General features: G+C 72.8%; 23 protein-coding genes. 12 read left to right on the top strand and 11 right to left on the bottom strand.

Features of this window, described 5'->3' with window-relative positions; genetic code table 11:
- Window positions 1–35: 35 nt before the first annotated feature.
- Genes cobC through cobA form a run of 3 tightly spaced genes read left to right on the top strand, consistent with a single transcriptional unit; the run spans window position 36 to window position 3,450 of the window.
- Window positions 36–1,118 carry an Rv2231c family pyridoxal phosphate-dependent protein CobC gene (cobC, locus tag O7546_RS22585; RefSeq protein WP_194800712.1) on the top strand — a complete coding sequence of 361 codons (1,083 nt, stop codon included), beginning with the start codon at window positions 36–38 and terminating at the stop codon, window positions 1,116–1,118.
- On the top strand, window positions 1,118–2,188 hold the full coding sequence (cobT, locus tag O7546_RS22580) for a nicotinate-nucleotide--dimethylbenzimidazole phosphoribosyltransferase (RefSeq protein ID WP_281601178.1): 1,071 nt from the start codon (window positions 1,118–1,120) through the stop codon (window positions 2,186–2,188). The genes cobC and cobT overlap by 1 nt, the downstream gene beginning before the upstream one ends.
- The gene (gene cobA / locus O7546_RS22575; RefSeq protein ID WP_194800713.1) at window positions 2,185–3,450 is read left to right on the top strand and encodes a uroporphyrinogen-III C-methyltransferase; all 1,266 of its coding nucleotides are present in this window, start codon (window positions 2,185–2,187) and stop codon (window positions 3,448–3,450) included. The genes cobT and cobA overlap by 4 nt, the downstream gene beginning before the upstream one ends.
- 88 nt (window positions 3,451–3,538) lie before the next feature.
- Here cobA and O7546_RS22570 read toward each other — a convergent pair whose 3' ends face one another.
- The 5 genes from O7546_RS22570 to O7546_RS22550 form a co-directional block, all read right to left on the bottom strand.
- On the bottom strand, window positions 3,539–4,603 hold the full coding sequence (locus tag O7546_RS22570) for an IS110 family transposase (RefSeq protein WP_281600011.1): 1,065 nt from the start codon (window positions 4,601–4,603) through the stop codon (window positions 3,539–3,541).
- Window positions 4,604–4,950: 347 nt separating this feature from the next.
- Complete coding sequence (otsB, locus tag O7546_RS22565; protein ID WP_194803388.1) at window positions 4,951–7,551, bottom strand: trehalose-phosphatase; 2,601 nt, start codon at window positions 7,549–7,551, stop codon at window positions 4,951–4,953.
- On the bottom strand, window positions 7,548–8,948 hold the full coding sequence (locus O7546_RS22560) for a trehalose-6-phosphate synthase (protein ID WP_043328887.1): 1,401 nt from the start codon (window positions 8,946–8,948) through the stop codon (window positions 7,548–7,550). The genes otsB and O7546_RS22560 overlap by 4 nt, the downstream gene beginning before the upstream one ends.
- A gap of 141 nt (window positions 8,949–9,089) precedes the next feature.
- Complete coding sequence (locus tag O7546_RS22555; RefSeq protein WP_269697504.1) at window positions 9,090–9,476, bottom strand: hypothetical protein; 387 nt, start codon at window positions 9,474–9,476, stop codon at window positions 9,090–9,092.
- On the bottom strand, window positions 9,469–9,750 hold the full coding sequence (locus tag O7546_RS22550) for a hypothetical protein (protein ID WP_194803390.1): 282 nt from the start codon (window positions 9,748–9,750) through the stop codon (window positions 9,469–9,471). The genes O7546_RS22555 and O7546_RS22550 overlap by 8 nt, the downstream gene beginning before the upstream one ends.
- 214 nt (window positions 9,751–9,964) lie before the next feature.
- Here O7546_RS22550 and ettA point away from each other — a divergent pair, with 214 nt between their 5' ends.
- The 4 genes from ettA to O7546_RS22530 all read left to right on the top strand — a co-directional run bounded on the left by ettA (window position 9,965) and on the right by O7546_RS22530 (window position 13,452).
- Window positions 9,965–11,641 carry an energy-dependent translational throttle protein EttA gene (gene ettA, locus O7546_RS22545; RefSeq protein WP_194803391.1) on the top strand — a complete coding sequence of 559 codons (1,677 nt, stop codon included), beginning with the start codon at window positions 9,965–9,967 and terminating at the stop codon, window positions 11,639–11,641.
- Complete coding sequence (locus O7546_RS22540; RefSeq protein ID WP_135241665.1) at window positions 11,634–12,077, top strand: thioesterase family protein; 444 nt, start codon at window positions 11,634–11,636, stop codon at window positions 12,075–12,077. Before ettA ends, O7546_RS22540 begins: the two co-directional genes overlap by 8 nt.
- Window positions 12,074–12,736: a hypothetical protein gene (locus O7546_RS22535; protein ID WP_269697503.1), complete on the top strand. Its 663-nt coding sequence runs from the start codon at window positions 12,074–12,076 to the stop codon at window positions 12,734–12,736. The genes O7546_RS22540 and O7546_RS22535 overlap by 4 nt, the downstream gene beginning before the upstream one ends.
- A 131-nt stretch (window positions 12,737–12,867) precedes the next feature.
- Window positions 12,868–13,452, top strand: a complete 585-nt coding sequence (locus O7546_RS22530) for a YbjN domain-containing protein (protein ID WP_194803393.1) — start codon at window positions 12,868–12,870, stop codon at window positions 13,450–13,452.
- A 7-nt stretch (window positions 13,453–13,459) separates the two neighbouring features.
- Here O7546_RS22530 and O7546_RS22525 read toward each other — a convergent pair whose 3' ends face one another.
- From O7546_RS22525 to O7546_RS22515, 3 genes are all read right to left on the bottom strand, one after another.
- Complete coding sequence (locus O7546_RS22525; protein ID WP_194803425.1) at window positions 13,460–13,843, bottom strand: globin; 384 nt, start codon at window positions 13,841–13,843, stop codon at window positions 13,460–13,462.
- A gap of 78 nt (window positions 13,844–13,921) precedes the next feature.
- Complete coding sequence (locus O7546_RS22520) at window positions 13,922–15,295, bottom strand: MFS transporter (RefSeq protein ID WP_194803394.1); 1,374 nt, start codon at window positions 15,293–15,295, stop codon at window positions 13,922–13,924.
- 233 nt (window positions 15,296–15,528) lie between these two features.
- Entirely contained in the window at window positions 15,529–16,602 is a 1,074-nt protein-coding gene (locus O7546_RS22515) for a mechanosensitive ion channel family protein (RefSeq protein ID WP_194803395.1), read from the bottom strand.
- A 209-nt stretch (window positions 16,603–16,811) separates the two neighbouring features.
- Between O7546_RS22515 and O7546_RS22510 the strand changes: the two genes are divergently transcribed.
- Window positions 16,812–17,351, top strand: a complete 540-nt coding sequence (locus O7546_RS22510; protein ID WP_194803396.1) for an HNH endonuclease — start codon at window positions 16,812–16,814, stop codon at window positions 17,349–17,351.
- Window positions 17,352–17,360: 9 nt separating this feature from the next.
- Here the strand turns inward: O7546_RS22510 and O7546_RS22505 are convergent, their stop codons facing one another.
- The 3 genes from O7546_RS22505 to O7546_RS22495 form a co-directional block, all read right to left on the bottom strand.
- Window positions 17,361–18,230 (bottom strand): class F sortase, encoded by an 870-nt coding sequence (locus O7546_RS22505; protein ID WP_194803397.1) that lies wholly within the window; start codon window positions 18,228–18,230, stop codon window positions 17,361–17,363.
- A gap of 14 nt (window positions 18,231–18,244) precedes the next feature.
- Window positions 18,245–18,754, bottom strand: coding sequence for a hypothetical protein (locus O7546_RS22500; protein WP_135241659.1), 510 nt, complete (start codon window positions 18,752–18,754; stop codon window positions 18,245–18,247).
- Window positions 18,755–18,832: 78 nt separating this feature from the next.
- On the bottom strand, window positions 18,833–19,273 hold the full coding sequence (locus O7546_RS22495) for an Lrp/AsnC family transcriptional regulator (protein WP_013288068.1): 441 nt from the start codon (window positions 19,271–19,273) through the stop codon (window positions 18,833–18,835).
- 142 nt (window positions 19,274–19,415) lie between these two features.
- Between O7546_RS22495 and O7546_RS22490 the strand changes: the two genes are divergently transcribed.
- From O7546_RS22490 to O7546_RS22475, 4 genes are read left to right on the top strand one after another with little or no spacing between them, the layout of a single operon-like run.
- Window positions 19,416–20,300, top strand: a complete 885-nt coding sequence (locus O7546_RS22490; protein WP_194803398.1) for a tryptophan 2,3-dioxygenase family protein — start codon at window positions 19,416–19,418, stop codon at window positions 20,298–20,300.
- A gap of 14 nt (window positions 20,301–20,314) precedes the next feature.
- The gene (kynU, locus tag O7546_RS22485; RefSeq protein ID WP_194803399.1) at window positions 20,315–21,595 is read left to right on the top strand and encodes a kynureninase; all 1,281 of its coding nucleotides are present in this window, start codon (window positions 20,315–20,317) and stop codon (window positions 21,593–21,595) included.
- A 2-nt stretch (window positions 21,596–21,597) separates the two neighbouring features.
- Complete coding sequence (locus O7546_RS22480; RefSeq protein ID WP_194803427.1) at window positions 21,598–22,929, top strand: NAD(P)/FAD-dependent oxidoreductase; 1,332 nt, start codon at window positions 21,598–21,600, stop codon at window positions 22,927–22,929.
- 20 nt (window positions 22,930–22,949) lie between these two features.
- A complete protein-coding gene (locus O7546_RS22475) occupies window positions 22,950–24,431 on the top strand; it encodes a 2-hydroxymuconic semialdehyde dehydrogenase (protein ID WP_194803426.1) in 1,482 nt (493 codons plus the stop codon).
- The last annotated feature ends 13 nt before the right edge of the window (window positions 24,432–24,444 follow it).

The raw sequence follows: 24,444 nt of genomic DNA, 5'->3' as shown, positions 1-24,444 counted from the left end.
GTCCCGGGCGGCGGCTACCCGGCAGGATCGCGGACATGCCCGCAGCACCGACCGGGAGCGCCGCCGCGCTCGACGAGCCCGACCTGGGCCACCACGGGGACGCCGAGGCCACGCCCGGCCTGGTGGACCTGGCCGTGAACGTGCGCCGCGCCCCGATGCCGGACTGGCTGGCCGACCCGATCACCGCCGCGCTGGGCGACCTGGCCGCGTACCCGGACCCGGCGCCGGCCCGCGTCGCCGTCGCTCACCGGCACGGGCGACCCCCGGAAGAGGTACTCCTCACCGCCGGCGCCGCCGAGGGATTCGTCCTGATCGCCCGCGCACTGTCCGGCGTCCGCCACCCCGTGGTGGTGCACCCGCAGTTCACCGAGCCGGAGGCCGCGCTGCGGGCTGCCGGGCACCGGGTGGACAGGGTGCTGCTCGACCCGGCCGACGGCTTCCGCCTGGACCCGGCCCGCGTCCCCGGCGACGCCGACCTGGTCATGATCGGCAACCCCACGAACCCGACCTCGGTGCTGCACCCGGCCGGCACCATCGCCGCGCTGGCCCGTCCCGGCCGGGTGCTCGTGGTCGACGAGGCGTTCGCCGACACCACCGCCGCACCCGGCGTCGACGGCGAGCCCGAGTCGCTCGCCGCCCGCCGCGACCTCCCCGGCCTCGTGGTGGTGCGCAGCCTCACCAAGACCTGGGGCCTGGCCGGGCTGCGGATCGGCTACCTGCTCGGCGATGCCGCGCTGCTGGCCCGGTTCGCCGCCGCGCAGCCGCTCTGGGCGGTCTCCACCCCGGCGCTCGCCGCCGCCACCGCCTGCGCCGCGCCGGCCGCCGTCGCCGCCGAACGCGGCATCGCCGCCGAACTCGCCGCCGACCGCGACCACCTGGTGGCACGCCTGTCCGGCCTGCCGGGGGTACGCGTGGCGGGCCGCCCCGCCGCCGCCTTCGTCCTGATCCACGTGGCCGGCGCCGCCGACGTACGAGAGCGGCTACGAGCGCACGGCTGGGCGGTACGCCGGGGCGACACCTTCCCCGGGCTCGGCCCGGACTGGCTCCGGATCGCCGTACGCGACCGGGGCACCACAGACGCGTTCATCGAGACGCTGGCACGGATCCTGGAGGCATGATGCTGGAGTCCACAGTCGCGACGATCCGGCCGCTGGACGAGGCCGCCATGACGGCGGCCCGCGAGTTGCAGGGGCGGCTGACCAAGCCCGCCGGCTCGCTCGGCGCCCTGGAGCCGCTCTCGGTACGCCTCGCCGGGCTGGCCGGCGCCTGCCCGCCGCCGCTGCCCGAGCCGGCCGCGGTGGCGATCTTCGCCGGTGACCACGGCGTGCACGCCCAGGGCGTGACCCCGTGGCCGCAGGAGGTCACCGCCCAGATGATCGCCAACTTCCTGGCCGGCGGCGCTGTGGTCAACGCGTTCGCCCGGCAGGCCGGCGCCTCGGTCACGGTGGTGGACGTCGGCGTGGCCACCCCGATCCCGGGCGCCGAGTCCGCCGACCCGGCCGGGCCGCGCCTGGTGTCCGCGAACGTCCGCCCCGGGACCGGCGACATGACGGTCACCGCGGCGCTGACCCGGGACGAGGCCCGCACGGCCGTCGAAACCGGCATCCGGATCGCCGGTGAGCTGATCGACGCCGGGGCGGGCATCCTGCTCACCGGCGACATGGGCATCGGCAACACCACCCCGTCCGCCACGCTCATCGCCGCGTTCTCCGGCGTGGACGCCGAGGCGGCCACCGGCCGGGGCACCGGGGTCGACGACGAGACGTACGCCCGCAAGGTGGCTGTGGTGCGGGCCGCGCTGGCCCGGCACGAGCCCGACCCGGCCGACCCCCTGGGCGTGCTGGCCACCGTCGGCGGGCTGGAGCACGCCGCGCTGACCGGCCTGATCCTCGGCGCCGCCGCGCGCCGGGTGCCGGTGCTGCTCGACGGCGTGATCGCCGTCAGCGCCGCGGTCGCCGCCGCCGCGTTCGCGCCGGACGCGGTGGGCGCCATGATCGCCGGGCACCGCAGCGCCGAGCCGGGCGCCACGGCGGCACTGCGGCATCTCGGCCTGGAACCGCTGATCGACCTGGGCCTGCGGCTCGGCGAGGGCACCGGGGCGCTGCTCGCCCTGCCGGTGGTCACCGGCGCGGTCCGGGTACTGCACGAGGTCGCCACGTTCGACTCCGCCGGGGTGGCGGAGAAGTGACCGAGCCGGCCGGGCCGACGCCGCCCAGCCCGTACCCCCTGGGTTTGCGGCTGGACGGGCGGCGCGTGGTGGTCGTGGGCGGGGGAGCGGTCGCGACCCGGCGGGTCCCCGCGTTGCTCGACGCCGGCGCGGACGTGCTGCTGGTGTCGCCCGAGCTGACCCCGGCGCTGCGCGCGCACGTCGACGCCGGGCGGCTGCACTGGGAGCCGCGCCGGTTCGTCCCCGGCGACCTGGACGGCGCGTGGCTGGTGCAGGTGGCTGTCGACGACCGGGCCGCCGCTGCCGCGGTCAGCGCGGCAGCGGCCGAGCGGCGGATCTTCTGCGTACGAGCCGACGACCGGACGGCGGCGAGCGCGTGGACCCCGGCGGTGACCCGGCACGGCCCGGTCACCGTGGCGGTACTCGGCGGTGGCGACCCCCGCCGAGCGATGGCGACCCGCGACGCCATCCGCGCCCTGCTCGGAAGGAAGGGCCCCCTTTTAACCCCTGCGGTAGCGGAGGGGCCCCCTGTTGACACCGGCGGGCGCGTCGCACTCGTCGGATCCGGGCCGGGCGACCCGGAGCTGATCACGGTGAAGGGGTGGCGGCTGCTCACCGAGGCCGAGGTGGTCGTCGCCGACCGGCTCGTGCCCGGCCTGCTCCTGGACGAACTGCGGCCGGACGTCGAGCTGGTCGACGCCTCCAAGATCCCGTACGGGCCGTCGCGTGCCCAGGAGGAGATCAACCGGATCCTGGTGGACCGGGCGCGGGCCGGCAAGGTGGTGGTACGGCTCAAGGGCGGCGACCCGTACGTCTTCGGCCGGGGCGGCGAGGAACTGCTGGCCTGCGCCGAGGCGGGCGTGCCGGTGACTGTGGTGCCCGGCGTGACGAGCGCGATCGCGGTGCCCGAGGTGGCCGGGGTGCCGGTGACGCACCGGGGCGTGGCGCACGAGTTCACTGTGGTGTCCGGACACCTCGCGCCCGACGCGCCCGCGTCGCTGGTGCGCTGGGACGCCCTCGCCGGGCTGCGGGGCACGCTCGTGATCCTGATGGGCCTGAAGAACCTCGCCGCGATCGCCGCGACCCTGATCGCGCACGGCAAGCCGGCGGACACCCCCGCCGCGGTGATCCAGGAGGGCACCACAGCCGCCCAGCGGACGCTGCGCTCCACACTGGGCACTGTCGCGCAGGACGTCGAGACCGCCGCGCTACGCCCACCCGCGATCGTGGTGCTCGGCGACGTGGTCCACGCCCTGACCCCCGCCGCCCCGACGCGCGCCTGACCCCGTCGATCTTGCACTTGGTGCCCACCAGGTGCCCGTTATAGCCCTTATGTCAGGGCGGAAAGTGCAAGATCTGTGAAGGTTGCTGTCAAGTGGTGGCTTCGAGGGTGCGCCAGATTTGGCGGGCTATGTAGCGTTTGAGGCTGCGGGTGATCTCGGCTGGGGTGCGGCCTTCGGTGGTGCGGCGGTTGATGTAGTCCTTGGTGGGCTGGTGGCATCGTTGGCGGGTTTTGGCGATGGTGTGCAGGGCGGCGTTGAGGGTGCGGTCGCCGCCTCGGTTGAGGCGGTGGCGGGTGATGCGCCCGGAGCTGGCGGGGACGGGGCTGACGCCGGCGAGTGAGGCGAAGGCGGCTTCGTTGCGGAACCGGCCGGGGTGTGACCAGGCGGTCAGCGCGATCGCGGCGGTGACGGGGCCGATGCCGGGTTGGTCGAGCAGGGTGGGGCAGAGTTTGTCGACCAGGGTGCGGATTTCGGTGAGGTTGGCTTTCAGGAGCCGGTCGAGGGTCTGGATCTGCTCGGCGAGGGTTGCCAGGTGAGTGCGGCGCAGCCGGTCGAGACCGCTGCCGCTGGTGGTGGTGAGGGTGGTGGCGTGCTGGACCTGTCGCAGGGTGCTCAGTCCTCGCATCTGTGTGCGGAGGTCGTCGTCGGCGGTGAGGATCACCGATTTGAACAGGTTGATGGTGGCGGTGCGGGTGTCGCTGTAGTGGCGGCGGCAGACGTGCAGCAGGCGCAGGGCTTCCCGGTCGCCGTCGGTGCGGGGTGAGGCGACGTGGTCGGCGGCCAGGACGCCACGAGCGGCGTGCGCGGCGTCCAGCGCGTCGGACTTGCCGCCTCGACGGCAGCGCCCGGCAGCGGGTTTGGGTGCTTCCAGGACGTACTCACCCGCGGCGCGCAGGACGCGCAGCAGACCGACACCGTGACAACGAGCGCCGTCCAGGGCCCAGGCCCGCCGGCCCGTTCCCAGCACGGCCGTCTGCCGGCCGGCCCAGGCCAGCAGGACAGCGGCGCCGTCGTCGGTGGCCGGCACGGTGATCTCCGCCAGCACGGTGCCGACCGCGGTGAGCACCGCGGCGGTGTGCGTATCGGTATGGGTGTCCGCACCGACGACCGCGTCGACACGCTCGGCCAGACGTTCTGCCAGGATGGGAAACACGGACGGTTCTCCCTTGCACGGGACGACGTTCGGACGGCGTCGGCCCGGGAGCGATCACCCAGCGGCACATCTGTGATGAGTCACGCGACACGGGCTGCACACCCCTTCGCGGACAGGCTTCTGATCAGGCCAACAAGGTGGGCCGGGCCGACGCCGGCAACCCACGAGGACAAGTCGACGCCACGGCACACCAACTGACAGCGGCCAGATCTTGCATGAGTCACCCATAGATCACCAACGTCGAACCCTACCGATACCAACCTCCCGGAACCGGCCCACCTATAGAAGCGTCGACGGGGACCGGGACGGGGACGGGGCGGGGGACGTCAGTCCCCCGCCCCGGTCGGTCACTGCTTGAGCATGTTGTCGAGCAGCAGGGCGCAGCGGATCAGGCCGAGGTGGCTGTACGCCTGCGGGTGGTTGCCCAGCCCGCGCTCGGCCAGCGGGTCGTACTGCTCCGGCAGCAAGCCGGTCGGACCGGCCGTGTCGAGCATCTGGGTGAACAGCTCCTCGGCGTCGCTGCGGCGGCCGGTGCGCAGGTACGCCTCGATCAGCCACGACGTGCAGATGTGGAAGCCGCCCTCCCGGCCGGGCAGGCCGTCGTCCCAGTGGTACCGGTAGACGACCGGACCGCTGCGCAGCTCCGCCTCGATCTTGAGCACGGTGGAGAGGAAGCGCGGGTCGTCGCCGGCGAGCAGCCCGGAGATGCCGATCCACAGCGACGAGGCGTCCATCTCCTCGTACCCGTAGGCGACGCTGTACGCCTCGGCCTCCGGGTGCCAGCCGTGCTCCAGCACGTTCGCGGCGATCCGGTCGCGCAGCTCGACCCACTCGGGTCGGTCCTCGCCGCCGTGGCGGCGGACCACGTGCAGCGCGCGGTCCACAGTCATCCAGAGCATGACCTTGGAGAAGACGTGGTGCCTCGGGGGGAGGCGGGCCTCCCAGATGCCGTGGTCAGGCTCGTGCCAGCGGCGGCGTACCGCCTCGACCATGTTCTCCAGCACCCGCCACTCGTCGTCGCGGATCGAGCCCCGGGCGTCGGCCACCGCCGCGATCAGGTCCGCGACCGGGCCGAAGACGTCGAGCTGGAGCTGGTGGTTGGCGAGGTTGCCGACGCGTACCGGCCGGGAGCCGGCGTAGCCGGGCAGCGTGTCGATGACCGCCTCGGCGCCCAGCTCGAAGCCGTCCACCGTGTAGAGCGGGTGCAGCCGCTCCGGGTGCCCTCCGGTGCGCTCGACCACGCCGTCGATCCAGCGCAGCAGCCCTTCGGCCTCCTCGGTCGAGCCGAGGTCGACAAGCGCGCGGGCGGTCATCGCCGCGTCCCGCAGCCAGCAGTAGCGGTAGTCCCAGTTGCGGACACCGCCCAGCTCCTCGGGCAGCGACGTGGTGGCCGCGGCGAGGATCGAGCCGGTCGGCTCGTGGCAGAGGCCGCGCAGCGTCAGCGCGCTGCGGGCGACCAGGTCCCGGGCGGTGGCGGGCAGCCGCAGTGAGGCCACCCAGTCCTTCCAGGGCTGCTCGGCGGCGGTCTGCCGCTCGTGCAGCGGCAGCCGGTGCGGCTCCAGGCTCTGCGTGCCGAAGCGCAGCTCCAGCACCACCTGGCCGCCGGCCGCCGACAGGTCGACCACCGCCTTCGCGGTCTCGTACCCGGCGTCGTTCGTGACCTCCCACTCGACGCCGGGGGAGTGCAGCGCGACCGGCTCGTTGGAGCCGAGCACCAGCAGCCCGTCGTCGAGCGGCTGGAGCTGCACCGCCACCTGACCGAACTCGGGGCGCGGCGCGAACTCGACCCGGGCCCGCCCGGTGCCGCTGAGCACCCGGACCAGTGTCGAGTCGCCGCTGACCACTGCGGGGTCGTCCGGCGTGGTCTCCCGTACCGGGAGGTCGAGCCAGTCGGTCACGGTCAGGCCGGACCAGCGGGTCTCGACGGTCATCGTGTTGCTGCGGTAGCGCTGGCCCAGCGGGATGCCGCCGCGCTCCGGGCCGACCGTGAAGTGCCCGGCCGGGCTGCCGCCGACCAGGTCGGCGAAGATCGCCGCCGAGTCCGGCTTCGGGTGGCACAACCAGGTGATCTTGGCTTCCGGCGTGACGAGCGCGACGGTACGGCCGTTCGCGAGCATCGAGTGCCGCTCGATCGGCACCGCCCGCTCGCCGAACAGCCAGTGCCGCCGCGTCTCCAGCAGCAGACCCAGCGCGCGGGCCGCCTCGATCGGCTCGGCCACCCGGTAGTCGGCGCGGGTCTCCCCGGGACCGATCTTGATGCCGACGTCCGGCCCGGTCAGGTTGCCGAAGGCGTTCTCGTCGGTGACGTCGTCGCCGATGAACAGCACCGCGCTCGCGGCGAGCTGGGTACGGAGCTGGTCGACGGCGGTGCCCTTGTTGGTCACCACCACCGACAGCTCGATGACCTCCTTGCCCTGGGTGACTGTCACGCCCTCCCAGGTCGCGGGGCCGTTGCGGACCGCCTCGACGGCCCGGGCGGCGACGTGCGGGTCGACACCGCGGGTGTGTACGGCGACGCTGGCCGGCTTGCGTTCCAGGCGGATGCCCGGGTGTTCGGCGGCGATCTCGCGCAGTGCCTCGCGGAGCCGGTGCCGGACCGCGATCAGCTCGGGGGTGAGCCGCTCGACGAAGCCGATGTCGAACTCCGAGCCGTGGCTGCCGACCAGGTGCACCTCGCTCGGCAGCCGGGACAGTGTGGCCAGGTCGCGCAGCGCCCGGCCGGAGACGACAGCGACGCTCGTCTGCGGCAGTGCGGCGAGCGCGCGTACGGCCGCCACCGACTCGGGCAGCGGCACGGCCTTGCTGGGGTCCTCGACGATCGGCGCCAGTGTGCCGTCGTAGTCGCAGGCGACCAGGAGTTGCGGAACCCGGGCGATACGGCCGATGGCGGCACGCAGTTCGGGATCCAGCACGCCGCCGTGGGCGGCGGCGGGGGCGGGCGAGGTCACGCAGCCTCCGTATCTCCGACGCCGAGCTCGCTGAGGAACGACTTGGCCCAGTGGCCCACGTCGTGGCTGCGCAGATGGCGCTGCATGACGCGCATCCGGCGGCGGGCTTCGGGCTTTTCGACATGCACGGCCCGCAGCAACGCGTCCTTCACCGCGTCCGGGTCGTGCGGATTACACAGGAACGCCTGGCGCAGCTCTGTCGCGGCGCCGGCGAACTCACTGAGCACGAGCGCGCCGCCCTGGTCGGCGCGCGATGCGACGTACTCCTTGGCCACCAGATTCATTCCGTCTCGCAGCGGGGTCACCATCATCACGTCGGCCGCGACGTACATCGCGGCCAGTTCGGAGCGACTGTACGACTGATGCAGATAATGCACTGCAGGCACGCCGACCCGGCCGAATTCACCATTGATCCGGCCAACCTCGCGTTCCACCTTCACCCGAAGTGCCTGGTAGTGCTCCACGCGCTCGCGGCTGGGCGTGGCGACCTGCACCATAACCGCGTCCGGAACTGTCAACTTTCCGTCAGCGAGAAGTTCGCGGAAGGCCTTCAGCCGGAGTTCGATGCCCTTGGTGTAGTCGAGCCGGTCGACGCCCAGGATGATCGTCTTCGGGTTGCCCAGCTCCTCGCGGATCTGCTTGGCCCGGGCCTGGATCGCGGGGTCCTCGGCCAGCCGCTCCATCTCCTTGGTGTCGATCGAGATGGGGAACGCGCCCGCCTTCACCTGCCGGCCGTCGACCTGGATCATCTGGCCCTCGTAGCGCAGGCCGAGCAGGTGCCGGGCCAGCCGGACGAAGTTCTGCGCTGCCAGCCGCTGCTGGAAGCCGACCAGGTCCGCGCCGAGCAGTCCACGCAGGATCTCGGTGCGGAACGGCATCTGCATGAACAGCTCGATCGGCGGGAACGGGATGTGCAGGAAGAAGCCGATCCGCAGGTCCGGCCGCAGCTCGCGGAGCATCGCCGGCACGAGCTGGAGTTGGTAGTCCTGGACCCAGACCGTGGCGCCCTCGGCCGCCACGTCCGCGGCGGCCTCCGCGAACCGGGCGTTCACCAGCCGGTACGCCTCGCGCCAGCGGCGCTTGTAGGCAGGCGTCTCCACCGCGTCGTGGTAGAGCGGCCAGATCGTCGCGTTCGACTGGCCCTCGTAGTAGCGCTCCAGTTCCTCGGCGCTCAGCGGCACCGGGTGCAGCCGGATGCCCTCCAGGTCGAACGGCTCGGGCGCGGCGCCGGTGCCGCCGGCCCACCCCACCCAGGTTCCCTGGTGCTCGGCGAGCACCGGGTGCAGCGCGGTCACCAGCCCGCCCGGGCTGCGCCGCCACTGCCGTCCCTCGGGTGTGCTCACCTCGTCGACCGGCAGACGGTTGGCCACTACGACAAAGGAGCTACGGACGGTCACGATCGGCCACCTCCGGGTACTGACGGGTCCACCGCGATGAGCGTACTGAGCGTAGCTGCGGCGTCTGATCCCCCGTGCCGGAGTTACCTACCCGTCCCAGAACCGCCGAACCCACCGCGTGATCTTGTCGACACCGGTGGCTCAGAGGTCGATGATCGGCCACTCCTTGGGGAGCACCTCACCGAGCAGTTCCCGCCGGTCACTCATGATCGGCGTGGTGGCCCGTGCGGCCTCCAGCGCCACCTGGGCGAGGTCCATGCTCAGGAGCGTGCGCGACCAGCCGCCGAGGAACATGCACATGTCGTGCGCCACGGGGCTGACGACCACGTGGTCGAGATCGCCGAGGATGTCCAGCAGGCGCCAGCCGTCGACGGCCACCTGCCGGTACGCCTCGGCGAGGCATAGTGCCGGCACGATCACCGTCTGCCCCCGGTCCGCGACCGACGCGATCTGCTCCCCGACCGCCTCGGTGCCCTCCGAGTAGGCCAGCAGGCAGGCGGTGTCGAGCACCAGCCCGGGGTCAGTCACGGGTCAGCCGTCCACGTGACGACTCGCTCAGCAGTGCGGCGGCCCGGGCGCGCAGTTCCGGGGTGATCTTGGCCTGGGCCTCGTCGAGCGCGTGGCCCGCGTCGGCGAGCCCGCCGTCGGACAGCCGGAAGCCGACCTGCCGGAGCGTGCGCCGGGTGCGCTCTCCCGTCATCCGCTGCCGCACGCTCTCGGTGATGAACGCGGAGACGTTCGGCTCCTGGGCCAGTCGTTCGGCCACGTCGTCGGGGACGCTGATGGCGATCTTCTTGGTCATACCGTCGACGTTAACGAGTAGTACCTGCGCCGGCAACGCGGCAGGCCGCCGTACCCCTGGGGTGGGGTGATGTGGGCGTGGCGGTCCGTACCTGTCAGGATTGACGGCGGCGTGCGTGCGGCCGGCTCCCGGCCGGCGGCGGCGGGCGGAGATCGACGCCCGCGCCCCGCACCCGACAAGCCCGCGATCGCAACCGACGGAGGTAGCCCGCACCGTGGCCCAGTTCATCTACGTCCTGGACAAGGCGCGCAAGGCGCACGGCGACAAGGTCGTGCTCGACAACGTGACGCTGAACTTCCTGCCGGGTGTCAAGATCGGGGTGGTCGGTCCGAACGGCGCCGGTAAGTCCAGCCTCCTCAAGATCATGGCAGGGCTGGACCGGCCGAGCAACGGCGAGGCCCGGCTCATGCCCGGCTACTCCGTCGGCATGCTCGCGCAGGAGCCACCGCTCAACGAGGAGAAGACGGTCCTCGGCAACGTCGAGGAGGCGGTCGCCGAGACCAAGGCCAAGCTGGAGCGGTTCAACGCCATCGCCGAGCAGATGGCCACCGACTACTCCGACGAGCTGATGGAGGAGATGGGCAAGCTCCAGGAGGAGCTGGACGCCTCCGACGCGTGGGACATCGACTCCAAGCTCGAACTCGCGATGGACGCGCTGCGCTGCCCGCCGCCGGACGCCGACGTCACCAAGCTCTCCGGTGGTGAGCGCCGCCGGGTGGCGCTGTGCAAGCTGCTGCTGGAGGCGCCGGACCTGCTGCTGCTCGACGAGCCCACCAACCACCTGGACGCGGAGAGCGTGCAGTGGCTGGAGCAGCACCTGGCCAAGTACGCCGGCACCGTCCTGGCGATCACCCACGACCGGTACTTCCTGGACAACGTGGCCAACTGGATCCTGGAGCTGGACCGCGGCCGGGCCTACCCGTACGAGGGCAACTACTCCACCTACCTGGAGAAGAAGGCCGCCCGGCTCTCCGTCGAGGGACGCCGCGACGCCAAGATGAAGAAGCGCCTCTCCGAGGAACTGGAGTGGGTCCGCTCGAACGCCAAGGCGCGGCAGACCAAGTCCAAGGCCCGCCTGGACCGCTACGACGAGATGGCCGCCGAGGCGGAGAAGACCCGGAAGCTGGACTTCGAGGAGATCCAGATCCCGCCGGGCCCGCGCCTGGGCAACACGGTCATCGAGGCGCAGAACCTCACAAAGGCGTTCGGTGACCGGGTGCTGATCGACGACCTGTCGTTCTCGCTGCCCCGCAACGGCATCGTCGGCATCATCGGCCCGAACGGCGTCGGCAAGACCACGCTGTTCAAGACCATCGTCGGTCTGGAGCAGCCGACCAGCGGCTCGGTCCGGGTCGGCGAGACCGTCTCGCTGTCGTACGTCGACCAGAACCGGCAGGGCCTGGACGGCGACAAGACCGTCTGGGAGGTCGTCTCCGACGGGCTGGACCACCTCATGGTCGGCAAGGTCGAGATGCCGTCCCGGGCGTACATCGCCGCGTTCGGCTTCAAGGGGCCGGACCAGCAGAAGCCGACGAAGGTGCTCTCCGGCGGCGAGCGCAACCGGCTCAACCTGGCGCTGACGCTCAAGATCGGCGGCAACGTGATCCTGCTCGACGAGCCGACGAACGACCTGGACGTGGAGACGCTGTCCAGCCTGGAGAACGCGCTGCTGGAGTTCCCCGGCTGCGCCGTCGTCATCTCCCACGACCGGATGTTCCTGGACCGGGTCGCCACGCACATCCTGGCCTGGGAGGGCGACGACCAGAACCCGGCCAAGTGGTTCTGGTTCGAGGGCAACTTCGAGGCGTACGAGAAGAACAAGGTCGACCGGCTCGGCGCCGAGGCGGCCCGTCCGCACCGGGTGACCTACCGCAAGCTCACCCGTGACTGACCGCTTCGTCTACCACTGCGCGCTGCGCTGGTCCGACCTGGACGCGTACGGCCACGTCAACAACGCCCGCTTCCTCACGCTCTACGAGGAGGCCCGGGTGGCGATGATGTTCGCCGGCGGCCGGGCGTGGGGAGTGGGCTCGTTCGCCGACGGGGTGGTCATCCGCCGGCACGAGGTCGACTACCTGCGCCCGGTCGACTACGCGCTCGGCCGGGCCAGCGCGGAGGCCGCCCCGACGGTACGGATCGAGCTGTGGGTGGACCAGATCAGGGCCGCCTCCTTCTCGGTCGCCTACGAGCTGTACGACGGCGACACGCTGGCCGGTACCGCCCGGTCGCTGCTGGTGCCGTTCGACCTGACGGCGCAGCGCCCGCGCCGGATCTCGCCGGAGGAGCGGGCGTTCCTGCTCCGCTACGCGCCGGGGCTGAGCGGATGACCGGGCACGGGTTGACCGGGACGGCCGACGCCGGGGCCTTCCTGGCCCGGCTGGTCCGGTTCGACCCGGCCACTGTGGTCCGGCTGCGGCCGGTACCGGGTGCGGGCCGTACCGCCCTCTGGGGGCGGCTGCCGTGGGGCGTGCTCGTGGTCCGTACCGTGCCCGGCACCGCCCCCGGCGACGTCACGGTGGCGGCGGGGGAACTGCTGGCCGAACTCTCCGCCGAGGGCGAGGCGCTTCCGGTACGCCGGGACGACGGCTGGCGGTGGCAGCTCCCACCGGCGGCGAGCCGGGCGGTGGAGGCGCTGCCCGGCGCCGAGCTGCGCCGGATCGCGGAGGCGGCGGCCGGGACGCTGCGCGAGGCGGCCACGCAGGGCGTGGCGGGCCGCGCGGTCGGGCAGCGGGTGCTGCGGGACGCGCTGCTGGACCACGTCGCCGTGGTGGTGACCCCGGACGAGGCGCCGCGGACGCCGGTGGAGGTGTCGCAGCGACTGGTGCAGGCGCTGGTCCGGATGGGTTTCCTCGGCACCGGCGCGGACGACGTTCAGGTGCGGACGGCCGGTCGATGGGTCGGACTCGTCGGACCGTTCGGGGCGGCCTGGTCGCGGACCGTCGCCGATCTTGCACTCAGGCCGACGCCGGGTCGTCCGAACGGATGACCCCGTGTCGTCCTTCCGGTTTGGGGCGGTCGTTGGGGGGATGCCTCAGGCCGCCTGTCCGGGTACCGTCCATCCTCGGATCCAACGCACCGTAGGCGTCCGGATCCGCTGGGGAGTGAGGTGCGCGAGCGATGCCGTGGTGGTCATGGCGCCCTGGTCCCGCCGCTGGCGGGGAGCCGGAGACTCGAAGCGGGACCACAGTGGATGACACCATCCGGGTCGGACCACCGACCCCTCGCCAGCCGGGGGACGACGTGGCGCCGCCCGAGCGGCCGGCCCTCACGGACATGCCGGCCACCGTCGCGCCGGTCACGCTGAGCCGGGTCTGCGACGCGCTCGACCTGCTCGACGTGCGCTATCTGGCCGACGGCGACGGCAACCTGCTGGCCATGTGGGAGCGGCACGCCGTGCTCGTCGCGCTGGAGGGCCCCGAGGACGAGATCCTCGTGATGCGGGCCCGCCCGCACGCGACGGTCCCGCCGGACTGGGCCGACCGGGCCTACCGCGTCGTGAACGAGTGGAACCACACCCGGCGCTTCTGCAAGGCGTACATCGGTGACCCGACCGAGCGCGGTCAGCTCCCGATCTACGCCGAGTTGCAGGTCCCGCTCGGCGCCGGCGCCCACGACGCGCTGCTGGTCGAGATGCTCGACTGCGGCGCCGCCGTCGCGGTGACGTTCGTCGACTGGCTGCACGACGAGGGCGCCCTGCTCTGAGCCGGGCTCAGCCGGCCGGGTCCTCCATCACGTTCACCATGAAGTAGGCGGCCCGCTCCAGGTAGTCCCAGAGCGCAGCGGCGAGCTGCGGCGGCAGGCCCAGCGTGTCCACCGCCCGGCGCATGTGGTGCAGCCAGGCGTCCCGCTCGGCCGCGCCGATCCGGAACGGTGCGTGCCGCATCCGCAGCCGAGGGTGGCCGCGCTGCTCCGAGTAGGTGTGCGGGCCACCCCAGTACTGGATGAGGAACAGGGTCAGCCGGTCCGCCGCCGGGCCCAGGTCCTCCTCCGGGTACATCGGCCGCAGCAGCGGGTCGTCGGCCACACCGGCGTAGAACTCGTCCACCAGCTTGCGGAAGGCCGGTTCGCCGCCGATCGCCTCGAAGAGGGTCATCGACTCGCCTGGGGAAGTCACGCTTCCATCCTGCCAGGTGCCGCCCGGCACCCGCGCCCGCCCGCCGGGCGGCGCGGATCACGTCACCGCGTGCCGGCGTCGGCCGTGCTCCCGGTTCCGGTCACCGGACGCGGGGCCGGGCGCGTGGGCGTGCGCCGGTCCGCCGCCGGCCGCCGACTCCGCGCGGGCGGCCGCGACGGCCTCGTGGATCACCTGTGGCCGGGGCCAGGCGAGCGCCGCCACCGACATGATCAGCACCCCCGCGGCGCTCCACACGCCGACCACCGACGGGACCGAGAAGCGCTCGGCGAGCGCGCCCGTGGCCAGCACCGCGGCGCCCTGGATGATCTGTGTGCCGCTGGCCATGACGCCGAACGCCCGGGCCCGGAAGCCGTCCGGGAGCGCCTGCACGAACAGGCCGTTGGCGACCGGGACGAGCCCGGCGACGGCGAAGCCGCACCCGGCGGCCAGCAGCGCCACCACCGCCGGCGGCGGGTTGAACAGCGCGGGTACGAGCGTCGCCGGCGCGATGATCATCAACGGTCGCATCAGCGTCAGCCGCCGCTCCGGGCCGACGAGCCGGCTGATGGTCAGCCCGCCGAGGATGTATCCGACCGGGACGGCGGCCATGATCAGACCTTGGGCGGTGCCGGCGTCCATCCGGCCGTCGGTCCGGTCGGCGGCCCAGCCCGCGGCCAGCCCTTCGGGGACGATCGAGAAGAGCATCGCGCTGAACACCAGCACCGCGATGGCGCGCAGCACCGGCCGCTCGAAGACGATCCGGAAGCCCTGGACGGTCTCCCGCAGCAGGTGGCTACGGTGCACCTCGGCCATCGCCGGTGGCCGCTCGCGTACGCCGAAGCGGACGATCGCGGCCGACACGGCGAAGGTCACGGCGTTGACGAGCAGGGCGGTGTTCGGGTTGAGGGCCGCCACCGTGGCGCCGATCAGGTAGCCGACGACCTGGGCGGCCTGGCCGGCGCTGGTGAACGCGGCCAGGCCCACGACCAGCCGGTCCCCGGTCAGGATGTGCGGCATCAACGCGGACCGCGCCGCCTGGCTCGGCGGGTTCGCGAGCGTGGCCAGGAAGATCAGCGCGAAGATCGACCAGGTCGGCATCCAGGGCATCGCGACCAGCGCCATCAGCGCCATCCGCAGCAGGTCGCAGATGACCATGACCCGGCGGTAGTGGTGCCGCTCGGCGAGCGCGGAGAGCAGCGGGCCGCCGACCAGCCAGGGGAGGTAGCTGGCGGCGAATGCGGCGGCGGAGAGCGCGACCGAATCGGTCTCGCGCAGCACGAGCACGGTGACCGCGGCGCGGGCCAGGTAGTCGCCCACCCAGGAGAGGGTGTTGGCGGCGAAGATGGCGCGGAACTCCGACTGACCGAAGACGTCCCGGAAGGTGGCCGGGGCATCCCGGGCGGGTCGCGCGTCGGACACCGTCGCCTCCATCGTTCCTGGTCGACCACTTGTGATGGCCCGACCGGGAACCGTCGTCAGATCGATCGATCAGCGAGGACACGAGCACGCCCCCCGGTGGAGCGTGTGCACCGGATTCTGCCCGATCGTCTGACAACTGGCTAGGGCGAACGGATTGATCGTCGCATCTCCGACTGAACGAACGGACGATACCCGAGGGGCCGCGCGGTGCGGAACCCCGGAAATCGTCCGGCTCGTCCGGTGGCTCAGGTGGGTCCGCCGGTACCGGTACCCTCGGCGGCGGGCGGCGCCGGCGGCTGGACCGGGAGGCCGGGGAACAGCCGGGCAGCCGCGATCTGCGCGACGATCCCCGAGTTCTCAAGCGCCTCCGCGAGGCGGCGGCGCAGCTCACGCCCGACCGCGAACTGCCCGTCCGCGGTGGTCTTGACGACGGTACGGATCACCGCGCCGTCGACGGTCATCTGCTCGACTCCCAGGACCTCCGGCTGCTCCACGATGCTCGGCGCCAGCTCCGGGTCCAGCGCCACCGACGCCGCCGCGGTACGCAGCACGGCGGTGGCCTCCTCGGTGCCGGCGAACCCGATCGGCAGGTCGACCACGACGAGCGCCCAGCCCTGGCTCTTGTTCCCGACGCGGACGATCTCGCCGTTACGGATGTACCAGAGCACGCCCCGGCCGTCCCGGACCGTGGTGACCCGCAGCCCGACCGCCTCGACCACGCCTGTCGCCTCGCCCAGGTCGACCGTGTCGCCGACGCCGTACTGGTCCTCGATCAGCATGAACAGGCCGGCGATCAGGTCCTTGACCAGGCTCTGCGCGCCGAAGCCGAGCGCCACGCCGGCGATGCCCGCGCTCGCCAGCAGCGGGGCCAGGTCGAAGCTGAACTCCTTGAGCACCATCAGCAGCGCGATGCCGAAGACGAACGCGGTGACCATGCTGCGCAGCACCGACCCGATCGCCTCGGCCCGCTGCCGCCGCCGCTCCGGCACGAACTGGTCCGGGTCGAGTGCGGCGCTGGGGATCCGCTCGCGCAGCGGGCGCAGCATGGTCGGCACCGCGCCGTCGGTGGTGGTCCGCACCAGCCGGTTGATGGTCCGGTGCAGCGCCCACCGGGCGGCCACCGCGAGCAGCAGGATCAGCGCCACCCGCAGCGGCTTGAACAGGATCCAGTAGCTGCTCTCGGCGAACCAGGCGGAGTTCGTCACTCGGTACACCCACTCGCAGGAGCTGCTGCCCTGGCAGTCCGGCTTCCGGTCGGAGACGGCGGCCAGCACGGCGGAGATCAGGTCGGAGACGTTCACTCTGCTTTCGTACCGCACGCCCGGCGGGCGACGGACACCGCCACCTCGGCGAAGGGCCGCCGGGCGGGGGGTAGCCCGGATTAGTACGTGCAATCCGGGGCGCGATCAGGGACTATTGGCGCAACGGACGTCGGTGATCCGGCCGGCGTCGGAGCCGTTCCGCGCTGTCCGCGGGGCGGTTCCGGCGCAGACGAGGCGGGAGCGACTGGACCGGGAGGGTGAGCGCGATGCCTGACATACGACCCACGGCGGGCTCCGGTGCACTCGTTCTCAACGCCACCTACGAGCCCCTGTGCGTCGTGTCGGTGCGTCGTGCCGCGATCCTCGTCCTCAGCGCCAAGGCGGTCTGCGTCAAAGACGGCGAGGGCATCCTGCACAGCGCGCGCAACGCGTTACCGGTGCCCTCGGTCGTACGCCTGACCCGCTACGTCCGGGTGCCGTACCGCACCCACGTCGGGTTGTCCCGGCGGGCGGTGTTCGCCCGCGACGGGTGGCGGTGCGCGTACTGCCGGGGGCCGGCCGAGACCATCGACCACGTCTTCCCGCGCAGCCGGGGCGGCCGGCACGCCTGGGAGAACGTGGTCGCCGCGTGCGCGCGGTGCAACCACACCAAAGGCGACAAGACCCCGGCCGAGCTGGGCTGGCGGCTGCACCACCTGCCGGCCGCGCCCAAAGGAGCCGCCTGGCGGGTGCTCGGGCACCGCGCCCCCGACCCGCGCTGGGCGGACTGGCTCGACCTGCGCGAGCCCGAGCCCGAGGCGGCCTGACCCGCCCGCTCAGCGCGCCTTGACCAGCGCGGCGTAGACGACCAGGTTGTCCGCGTACCCGGTCTCGCCGCCCACCCAGCGCCCGCCGCAGGTGATCAGCCGCAGGTTGGGCCGGCTGAAGTCGCCGTAGACGTCCTCCACCGGCAGTTTCTCCTTGCCGTACCGCTCGATCGACGTCACCTCGAACACCGCCACCGAGCGGTCCTCGCGGGTCACCTCGATCCGGTCGCCGTCGTCCAGCTCCCTCAGCCCGTGGAAGACGGCCGGACCGGTGGTGGTGTCGACGTGCCCGACGAGCACCGCCGGGCCGTACTGGCCGGGCGTGGGGCCCTGGTCGTACCAGCCGACCTCGCCGGCCCGCTCCACGTCCGGCACGGCGATGCTGCCGTCCGGCGCGATGCCGACCCGGTGCACCGGCGCGCGCAGGTCGAGCTTGCCGATGCTCAGGCCGGTCGGTGGACTGGCCGGCAGCACCGGGAACTTCTTCGGCGGCGGGCGCAGGCCGGCGACGATCCGGTCCGGCAGCACGCTGACGCCGGTCACCCGTTCCACACCGAGCATGGCCACGATCAGCGCCATCACGCTCGCCACCACGAGCACCGGGACACCCGGGTTGCGGCTCGGGGCGTACCGGCGGGTGGTGGTCCTGGCGGCGCGGGCCGGTACCGGCCGGGACTGCGGGTCGGCGGTGGCGACGCTGGCCGAGAACGCGTGCCCGGCGACGTGGGCGAACCGGCGCGCGGCGCGGGACGTCAGCCGCAGCGCGGCCCGGAGCCGGCCGGCGCGCTGTCGCGACCGGCGGCCGGGACGGGCGGCGTCGCGGCGTCTGCGGTCCGCCGCCGGGCCGGTACGGTCCCGGCGGCGCGATGAGCGGGCCATTGCGGCACCTCTCGTCAGGCACGGCCGCCGGTCTTGCGGCGGGCACTCACACCGGCCACCACTGCCACCGCGACCAGACCGCCGACGAGCAGCAGCGAACCGGTGCCCCGGCTACCCGCGGTGCCACCGCCGCCGGTCGCCGGCCCCTTGCTCGGCTGCGCCATGTTGAGCACGGTGAGCATGGTCGAGGCGGTGTTGCCGTTGGAGCAGTCCAGGTTCACCGGGTAGTCGCCGGGCGCCTTGTTGCCGGGCACGGTGACCGAGCCGGTGAGGAAGCCGTTGTCCGGCCGCAGCGTCACCCGCCCGAAGGCGTCCGAGGTGACCTGCGCCTGACGGTTGTTGCTGTTGTCGCAGCCGGCCCGCAGGTTGACCCGGGAACCGGCCTGGACGCTGTTCGGCGTCACCTCGATGAACACGCTCTCGCCGGCCCGTGCCGGCGGCGCGGTGGTCAGGACGAACGCCGCCACCAGGCCGAACAGGCCCAACAGGGACGACAACGCACGATGTGACAGGAGCCCTCGCATGGTTCCCCCCTTCCGGCGCGACGGTGCGCCGGACCACTGACGGGCAGCGGCGCCTGCTTTCCCGGAGGGCGGGGGAAGCTAACGGGGCGCCTTGACCACGGGGTGCCAGGCCAGCGGGGTGGAGAGCACCATCGTGCTGGACGGCTGCCCGTACGGCGCGAGGCGGTCGATGACCTCCTCGAACTCGCCCATGTTGGTGGCGGCGACCTTGAGCATGCTGCACGCGTCACCGGTGATCCGGTGGATCTCCATGATCTCCGGCCAGCCCGCGACGTCGGGGTCGTTGAGGATGCAGCGCGCGCCGTAGCAGGACATCCGGATCAGGGCGAGCACCGTCCGCCCGGCCCGGGTGAGGTCGACGTGGGCGTGGTAGCCGGTGATCACACCGGCTTCCTCCAGCCGCCGGACCCGCTCGGCCACAGCGGGCGGCGACAGGTGGACCCGGCGGGACAACTCGCTGTACGACAGCCGGGCGTCGGCTTGGAGCTCGCGCAGCAGCGCCCAGTCCATGTCGTCCACGCGCGGACCTTCCTTCCGTAAAGACGGCGACGCGAGATGGTTTCGGTTCGCGAAGTGAGACCACCATACCGCCGTTGAACAGGCATTCCATTCGGCCGCCCACCAGCGGGATCATGACGTCTACCCCGCGCACGGACGGAGAATGACTGTGGAACAGACGACGGCGGTGCGCCCGGTAACCCCCCAGGAACGGGCGGCTCGGGCGGCGCGCAACGGCGGCGAGCCGACACTGGAGTTCGCCGACCGCGTGCCGTACGACGCGTACGTGCGGGCCAGCACGCTGCACCGGCTCCAGGAGCCACTCAGCGACGACCCGGGCGAGATGTCCTTCCTGATGGTCAGCCAGATCATGGAGCTGTACTTCGGCCTTACCTGCCACGAGTTGCGGCACGCCAAGCGCGAGCTGCGCGAGGACCGGATCTGGGAGGCCCTGCCCCCGCTGCGCCGCGCCGCCCTGCACCTGGAGGGCCTCAACGCCGCCTGGCACGGCCTGCGCTGGATGAGCCCGGCCGACTTCAACCGCTTCCGCGACCGGCTCGGCGAGGGCTCCGGCTTCCAGTCCGCCATGTACCGGCAGCTGGAGTTCCTGCTCGGCCTGCGCGACCGGGCGCTGATCCGCCCGTTCCGCCGGCAGACCGAGGTGTACGACGAGCTGACCGCCGCGCTCGCCACGCCGAGCCTCTGGGACGAGGTGGTGGCGCTGCTGGCCCGCAAGGGCTTCGACGTGCCGGCCGAGCTGCTGTCGCGGGACGTGAACGTCGAGCACGAGGGACACCCGGCGATCGAGGCGGCCTGGGTCCGGATCTACGGCGACAACGGGCCGGACAACCACCTCCGCCTGCTCGGCGACGCGCTGACCGAGATCGCCGAGGAGTTCGGCGACTGGCGCTGGAACCACGTCAAGGCCGTCCAGCGCACGATGGGCGCCAAGGTCGGCAGCGGCGGGTCCGCCGGACTGGCATGGTTGCAGCGCAGCATGGCCCGGGTGGTCTTCCCGGAGCTGTGGTCGGCCCGCACCGCGATGTGACGAGAGAGAACAGCATGCACACCCCCGAGAACGAAGCCCTCCGCCGCGACGCCGCAGACCCCGGCCACCGGCACCTGTTCCACATCCCACCCGCCGACGGCGGGCGCTACCCGGACACGGCGTACCTGGCGGGCAACTCGCTCGGTCTCCAGCCCCGGGCCACCCGGGACGAACTCCTCGCCGACCTGGACGCCTGGCAGCGCCTGGGCGTCGAGGGGCACCTGGAGTCGGAGCGGCCCTGGCTGCCGTACCACGAGCTGCTGACCGCACCGGCCGCCCGCCTGGTCGGCGCGCTGCCCGCGGAGACCGTGGTGATGAACTCCCTCACGGTGAACCTGCACCTGCTGATGGTCAGCTTCTACCGGCCGGCCGGCGAGCGCACCCGCATCGTCATCGAGGACAGCGCGTTCCCCTCGGACAGCTACGCGGTGCGCAGCCAGGCCCGCTTCCACGGCCTGGACCCGGACACCACTGTGGTACGCCTCAAGCCGCGTCCCGGCTCGGATACGCTCGGCACCGAGGACGTGCTGGACTTCCTGGCCCGCGAGGGCCACACGGTGGCGCTGCTGATGCTCGGCGGCGTGAACTACCTGACCGGCGAGCTGATGGACATCCCCGCCATCACCGCCGCCGGCCGCGCCGCGGGCGCCGTCGTCGGCTGGGACCTGGCGCACGCCGCGGGCAACGTGCCGCTGGCGCTGCACGACTGGGACGTGGACTTCGCCGCCTGGTGCTCGTACAAGTACCTCAACTCCGGCCCGGGCGCGCTGGGCGGTGTCTTCGTCCACGAGCGGCACCTCGGCGACCCGTCGATCCCGCGGTTCGAGGGCTGGTGGAGCACCGAGGCGGCCACCCGGTTCGAGATGACCCCGGTGTCCCGGCCGCCGGCCACCGTGGAGGCGTGGCAGATCTCCAACCCGCCGATCTTCGCGATGGGCCCGGTGCGTACCTCGCTGGAGCTGTTCGACTCCGTCGGCATGCCGGCGCTGCGCGAGCGCAGCCTGCGGCTCACCGCCTTCCTGGAGCAGCTGCTCGACGAGGTGACGCCCGGTCGTCCGCTGAGCGTGGTCACCCCGCGCGACCCGGCCCGGCGCGGCTGCCAGCTCTCCGTCCGGATCGGCGTGGGAAGCGCGAACGAGTTGACCAAGCGGCTGCGGCACGAGCACGGCGTGGTCGCCGACGCCCGGGAGCCGGACATCGTCCGGTTCGCGCCGGTGCCGCTCTACTCCACGTACCACGACTGCTGGCGGGTCGCCGAGGCGCTGGCCGCGACGTTCGACAAGGAGGGCTCGTGAGCGTGACGAGTGAGCGCGACGAGATCGCTGTGGTCGGCGCCGGGCTGGCCGGCTGTCTGCTGGCCTGCTACCTGGCCCGCCGCGGCTACCCGGTGGCCCTCTACGAGCGGCGGCCCGACCCGCGTACCGGCACCGTCGAGCGGGGCCGGTCGATCAACCTGGCGTTGTCCGAGCGGGGCCTGGACGCGCTGCGCCGCATCGGCCTGGAGGACGAGGTGATGACGGACGCGCTGCCGATGCGCGGCCGCATGATCCACCCGGTCGAGGGCGAGCCGGAGTTCCAGTCGTACAGCGGCTCCGGGGACCGCGCGATCAACTCGATCAGCCGGGGCGCGCTGAACAACGCGCTGCTCGACGCCGCCGCCGCGCTGCCGAACGTGCGCGTCGCGTTCGACCACCGGCTGGTCGGGCTCGACCCGCTCGGCGGCGAGATGACGTTCGAGACCCCGCAGGGCAAGGTCACCGCCACCGCCTCGGTCATCCTCGGCGCCGACGGCGCCGGCTCCGCGGTGCGCGGGCAACTGCTCGCGTACGGGGGCCTGACCGAGAGCCTGGACTTCCTCGACTACGGCTACAAGGAGCTGACCATCCCGCCGCTGGGCGGGGAGTTCGCGCTCGACCCGGGCGCGCTGCACATCTGGCCGCGCGGCACCTCGATGATGATCGCGCTGCCGAACCCGGACCGCTCCTTCACCTGCACGCTGTTCTGGCCCACCCACGGCACCCGCAGCTTCGCGTCGCTGAGCAGCCCGGCGGCGATCGAGCGGTTCTTCGCCACCCACTACCCGGACCTGGTCCCGCTCGCGCCGAACCTGGTCGACGACTACCAGCACAACCCGGTCGGTGTGCTCGGCACTGTGCGCTGCACGCCGTGGCAGGTAGCAGGCAAGGTCGGCCTGATCGGCGACGCCGCGCACGCCATCGTGCCGTTCTACGGCCAGGGCGCGAACTGCGCGTTCGAGGACGTGGTCGAGCTGGACCGCTGCCTGGACGAGTGCGACGACGAGTGGGCCGCCGCGCTGCCGCTGTTCCAGCACCGCCGTCAGGACAACGCCGAGGCGATCGCCCGGATGGCGCTGGCGAACTTCGTGGAGATGCGGGACAAGGTCGCCTCGCCGGTGTTCCGCACCCGCAAGCAGGTCGAGCACGCGCTGGAGCGCGCGCTGCCCGGCCGCTACGTCTCCCAGTACGAGCTCGTCTCCTTCTCCACCACCCCGTACGCGCAGGTGCGCCGCCGGGTGCGTGCGCAGTACGCGGTGGTCGGCGCGGTCGCGGCCGGCGCGGTCGCGCTGCTGGCCGGTGGTGTCCGCGCGGCGCTGGGGAGGCGGCGATGACGCTCTGGGATCCCCGGCTGATGACCGGCCACGCGCCGCACGGCCCCGGCCTGCTGCGCAACTTCGTCGGCGGCGAGTTCGTCGACGCCGGTTCCCGGTTCACCAAGCGCAGCCCGGTCACCGGCGAGCCGGTGTTCGAGGTGGTCGAGGCGTCGCAGTCGACAGTGGACGACGCGGTCGCCGCGGCCCGGGCGGCGCTGCGCGGCCCGTGGGGCCGGATGGGGGAGCGGGAACGCGCCGAGGTGCTGCGCCGGGTCGCCGACGAGCTGGAACGGCGCTTCGACGACCTGGTCGCCGCCGAGGTCGCGGACACCGGCAAGGCCATCTCGCAGGCCCGGACGCTCGACATCCCGCGCGGCGCGGCGAACTTCCGGGCATTCGCCGAGATCGTGGCGACCGCGCCCACCGAGTCGTTCACCACTGTCACCCCGGCCGGGGGCCGGGCGCTGAACTACGCGGTCCGCAAGCCGGTCGGCGTGGTCGCGGTGATCGTGCCGTGGAACCTGCCGCTGCTGCTGCTCACCTGGAAGGTCGCCCCGGCCCTGGCCTGCGGCAACGCCGTCGTGGTCAAGCCCAGCGAGGAGACCCCCGCCTCCGCCACGCTGCTGGCCGAGGTGATGGCCGCGGCGGGCGTGCCGGACGGCGTGTTCAACCTGGTGCACGGCTTCGGCCCCGGCTCGGCCGGCGAGCACCTGACCCGGCACCCCGGCGTGGACGCGATCACGTTCACCGGCGAGTCGGCGACCGGCAGCGCGATCATGCGCGCCGCCGCCGACGGGGTGAAGGCGGTCAGCTTCGAGCTGGGCGGCAAGAACGCCGGCCTGGTGTTCGCCGACGCCGACCTGGACGCGGCGGTCGCCGGTTCGGTGCGGTCCAGCTTCACAAACGGCGGCCAGGTGTGCCTGTGCACCGAGCGCATCTACGTGCAGCGGCCGGTGTTCGAGGAGTTCACCGCGCGGCTGGCCAAGCGTGCCGACGAGCTGGCGTACGGCTGGCCGGACGACGAGGCGACGGCGAACATGCCGCTCATCTCGCACGGCCACCGGGACAAGGTGCTCGGCCACTACGCGCTGGCCCGTACCGAGGGCGCCGAGGTGCGCGCCGGTGGCGGCACGCCGCGCTTCGGCGACGCCCGCGACGGCGGGGCGTACGTGCAGCCGACGGTGCTCACCGGCCTCGGCGCGGACGCCCGCACCAACCAGGAGGAGATCTTCGGACCGGTGGTGCACGTCGCGCCGTTCGACGACGAGGACGAGGCGTTCGCGCTCGCGAACGGCACCGCCTACGGCCTCGCGGCGACGGTGTGGACGCGGGACGTGGGCCGGGCGCACCGGGCCGGCGCCCGGCTCGACGCCGGCATCGTCTGGGTGAACACCTGGTTCCTGCGCGACCTGCGTACCCCGTTCGGCGGGGTGAAGGCGTCGGGTGTCGGCCGCGAGGGCGGCGTGCACTCGCTCGACTTCTACTCCGAGCTGACAAACGTCTGCGTGGATCTCACATGAGCGCGCGTGGTGG

The organism is Micromonospora sp. WMMA1976 (assembly GCF_027497335.1).
Classification (GTDB): Bacteria; Actinomycetota; Actinomycetes; order Mycobacteriales; family Micromonosporaceae; genus Micromonospora; species Micromonospora aurantiaca.
Note: the sequence above shows the minus strand (reverse complement) of the source record. Positions and strands in the feature narration are given on the sequence as shown.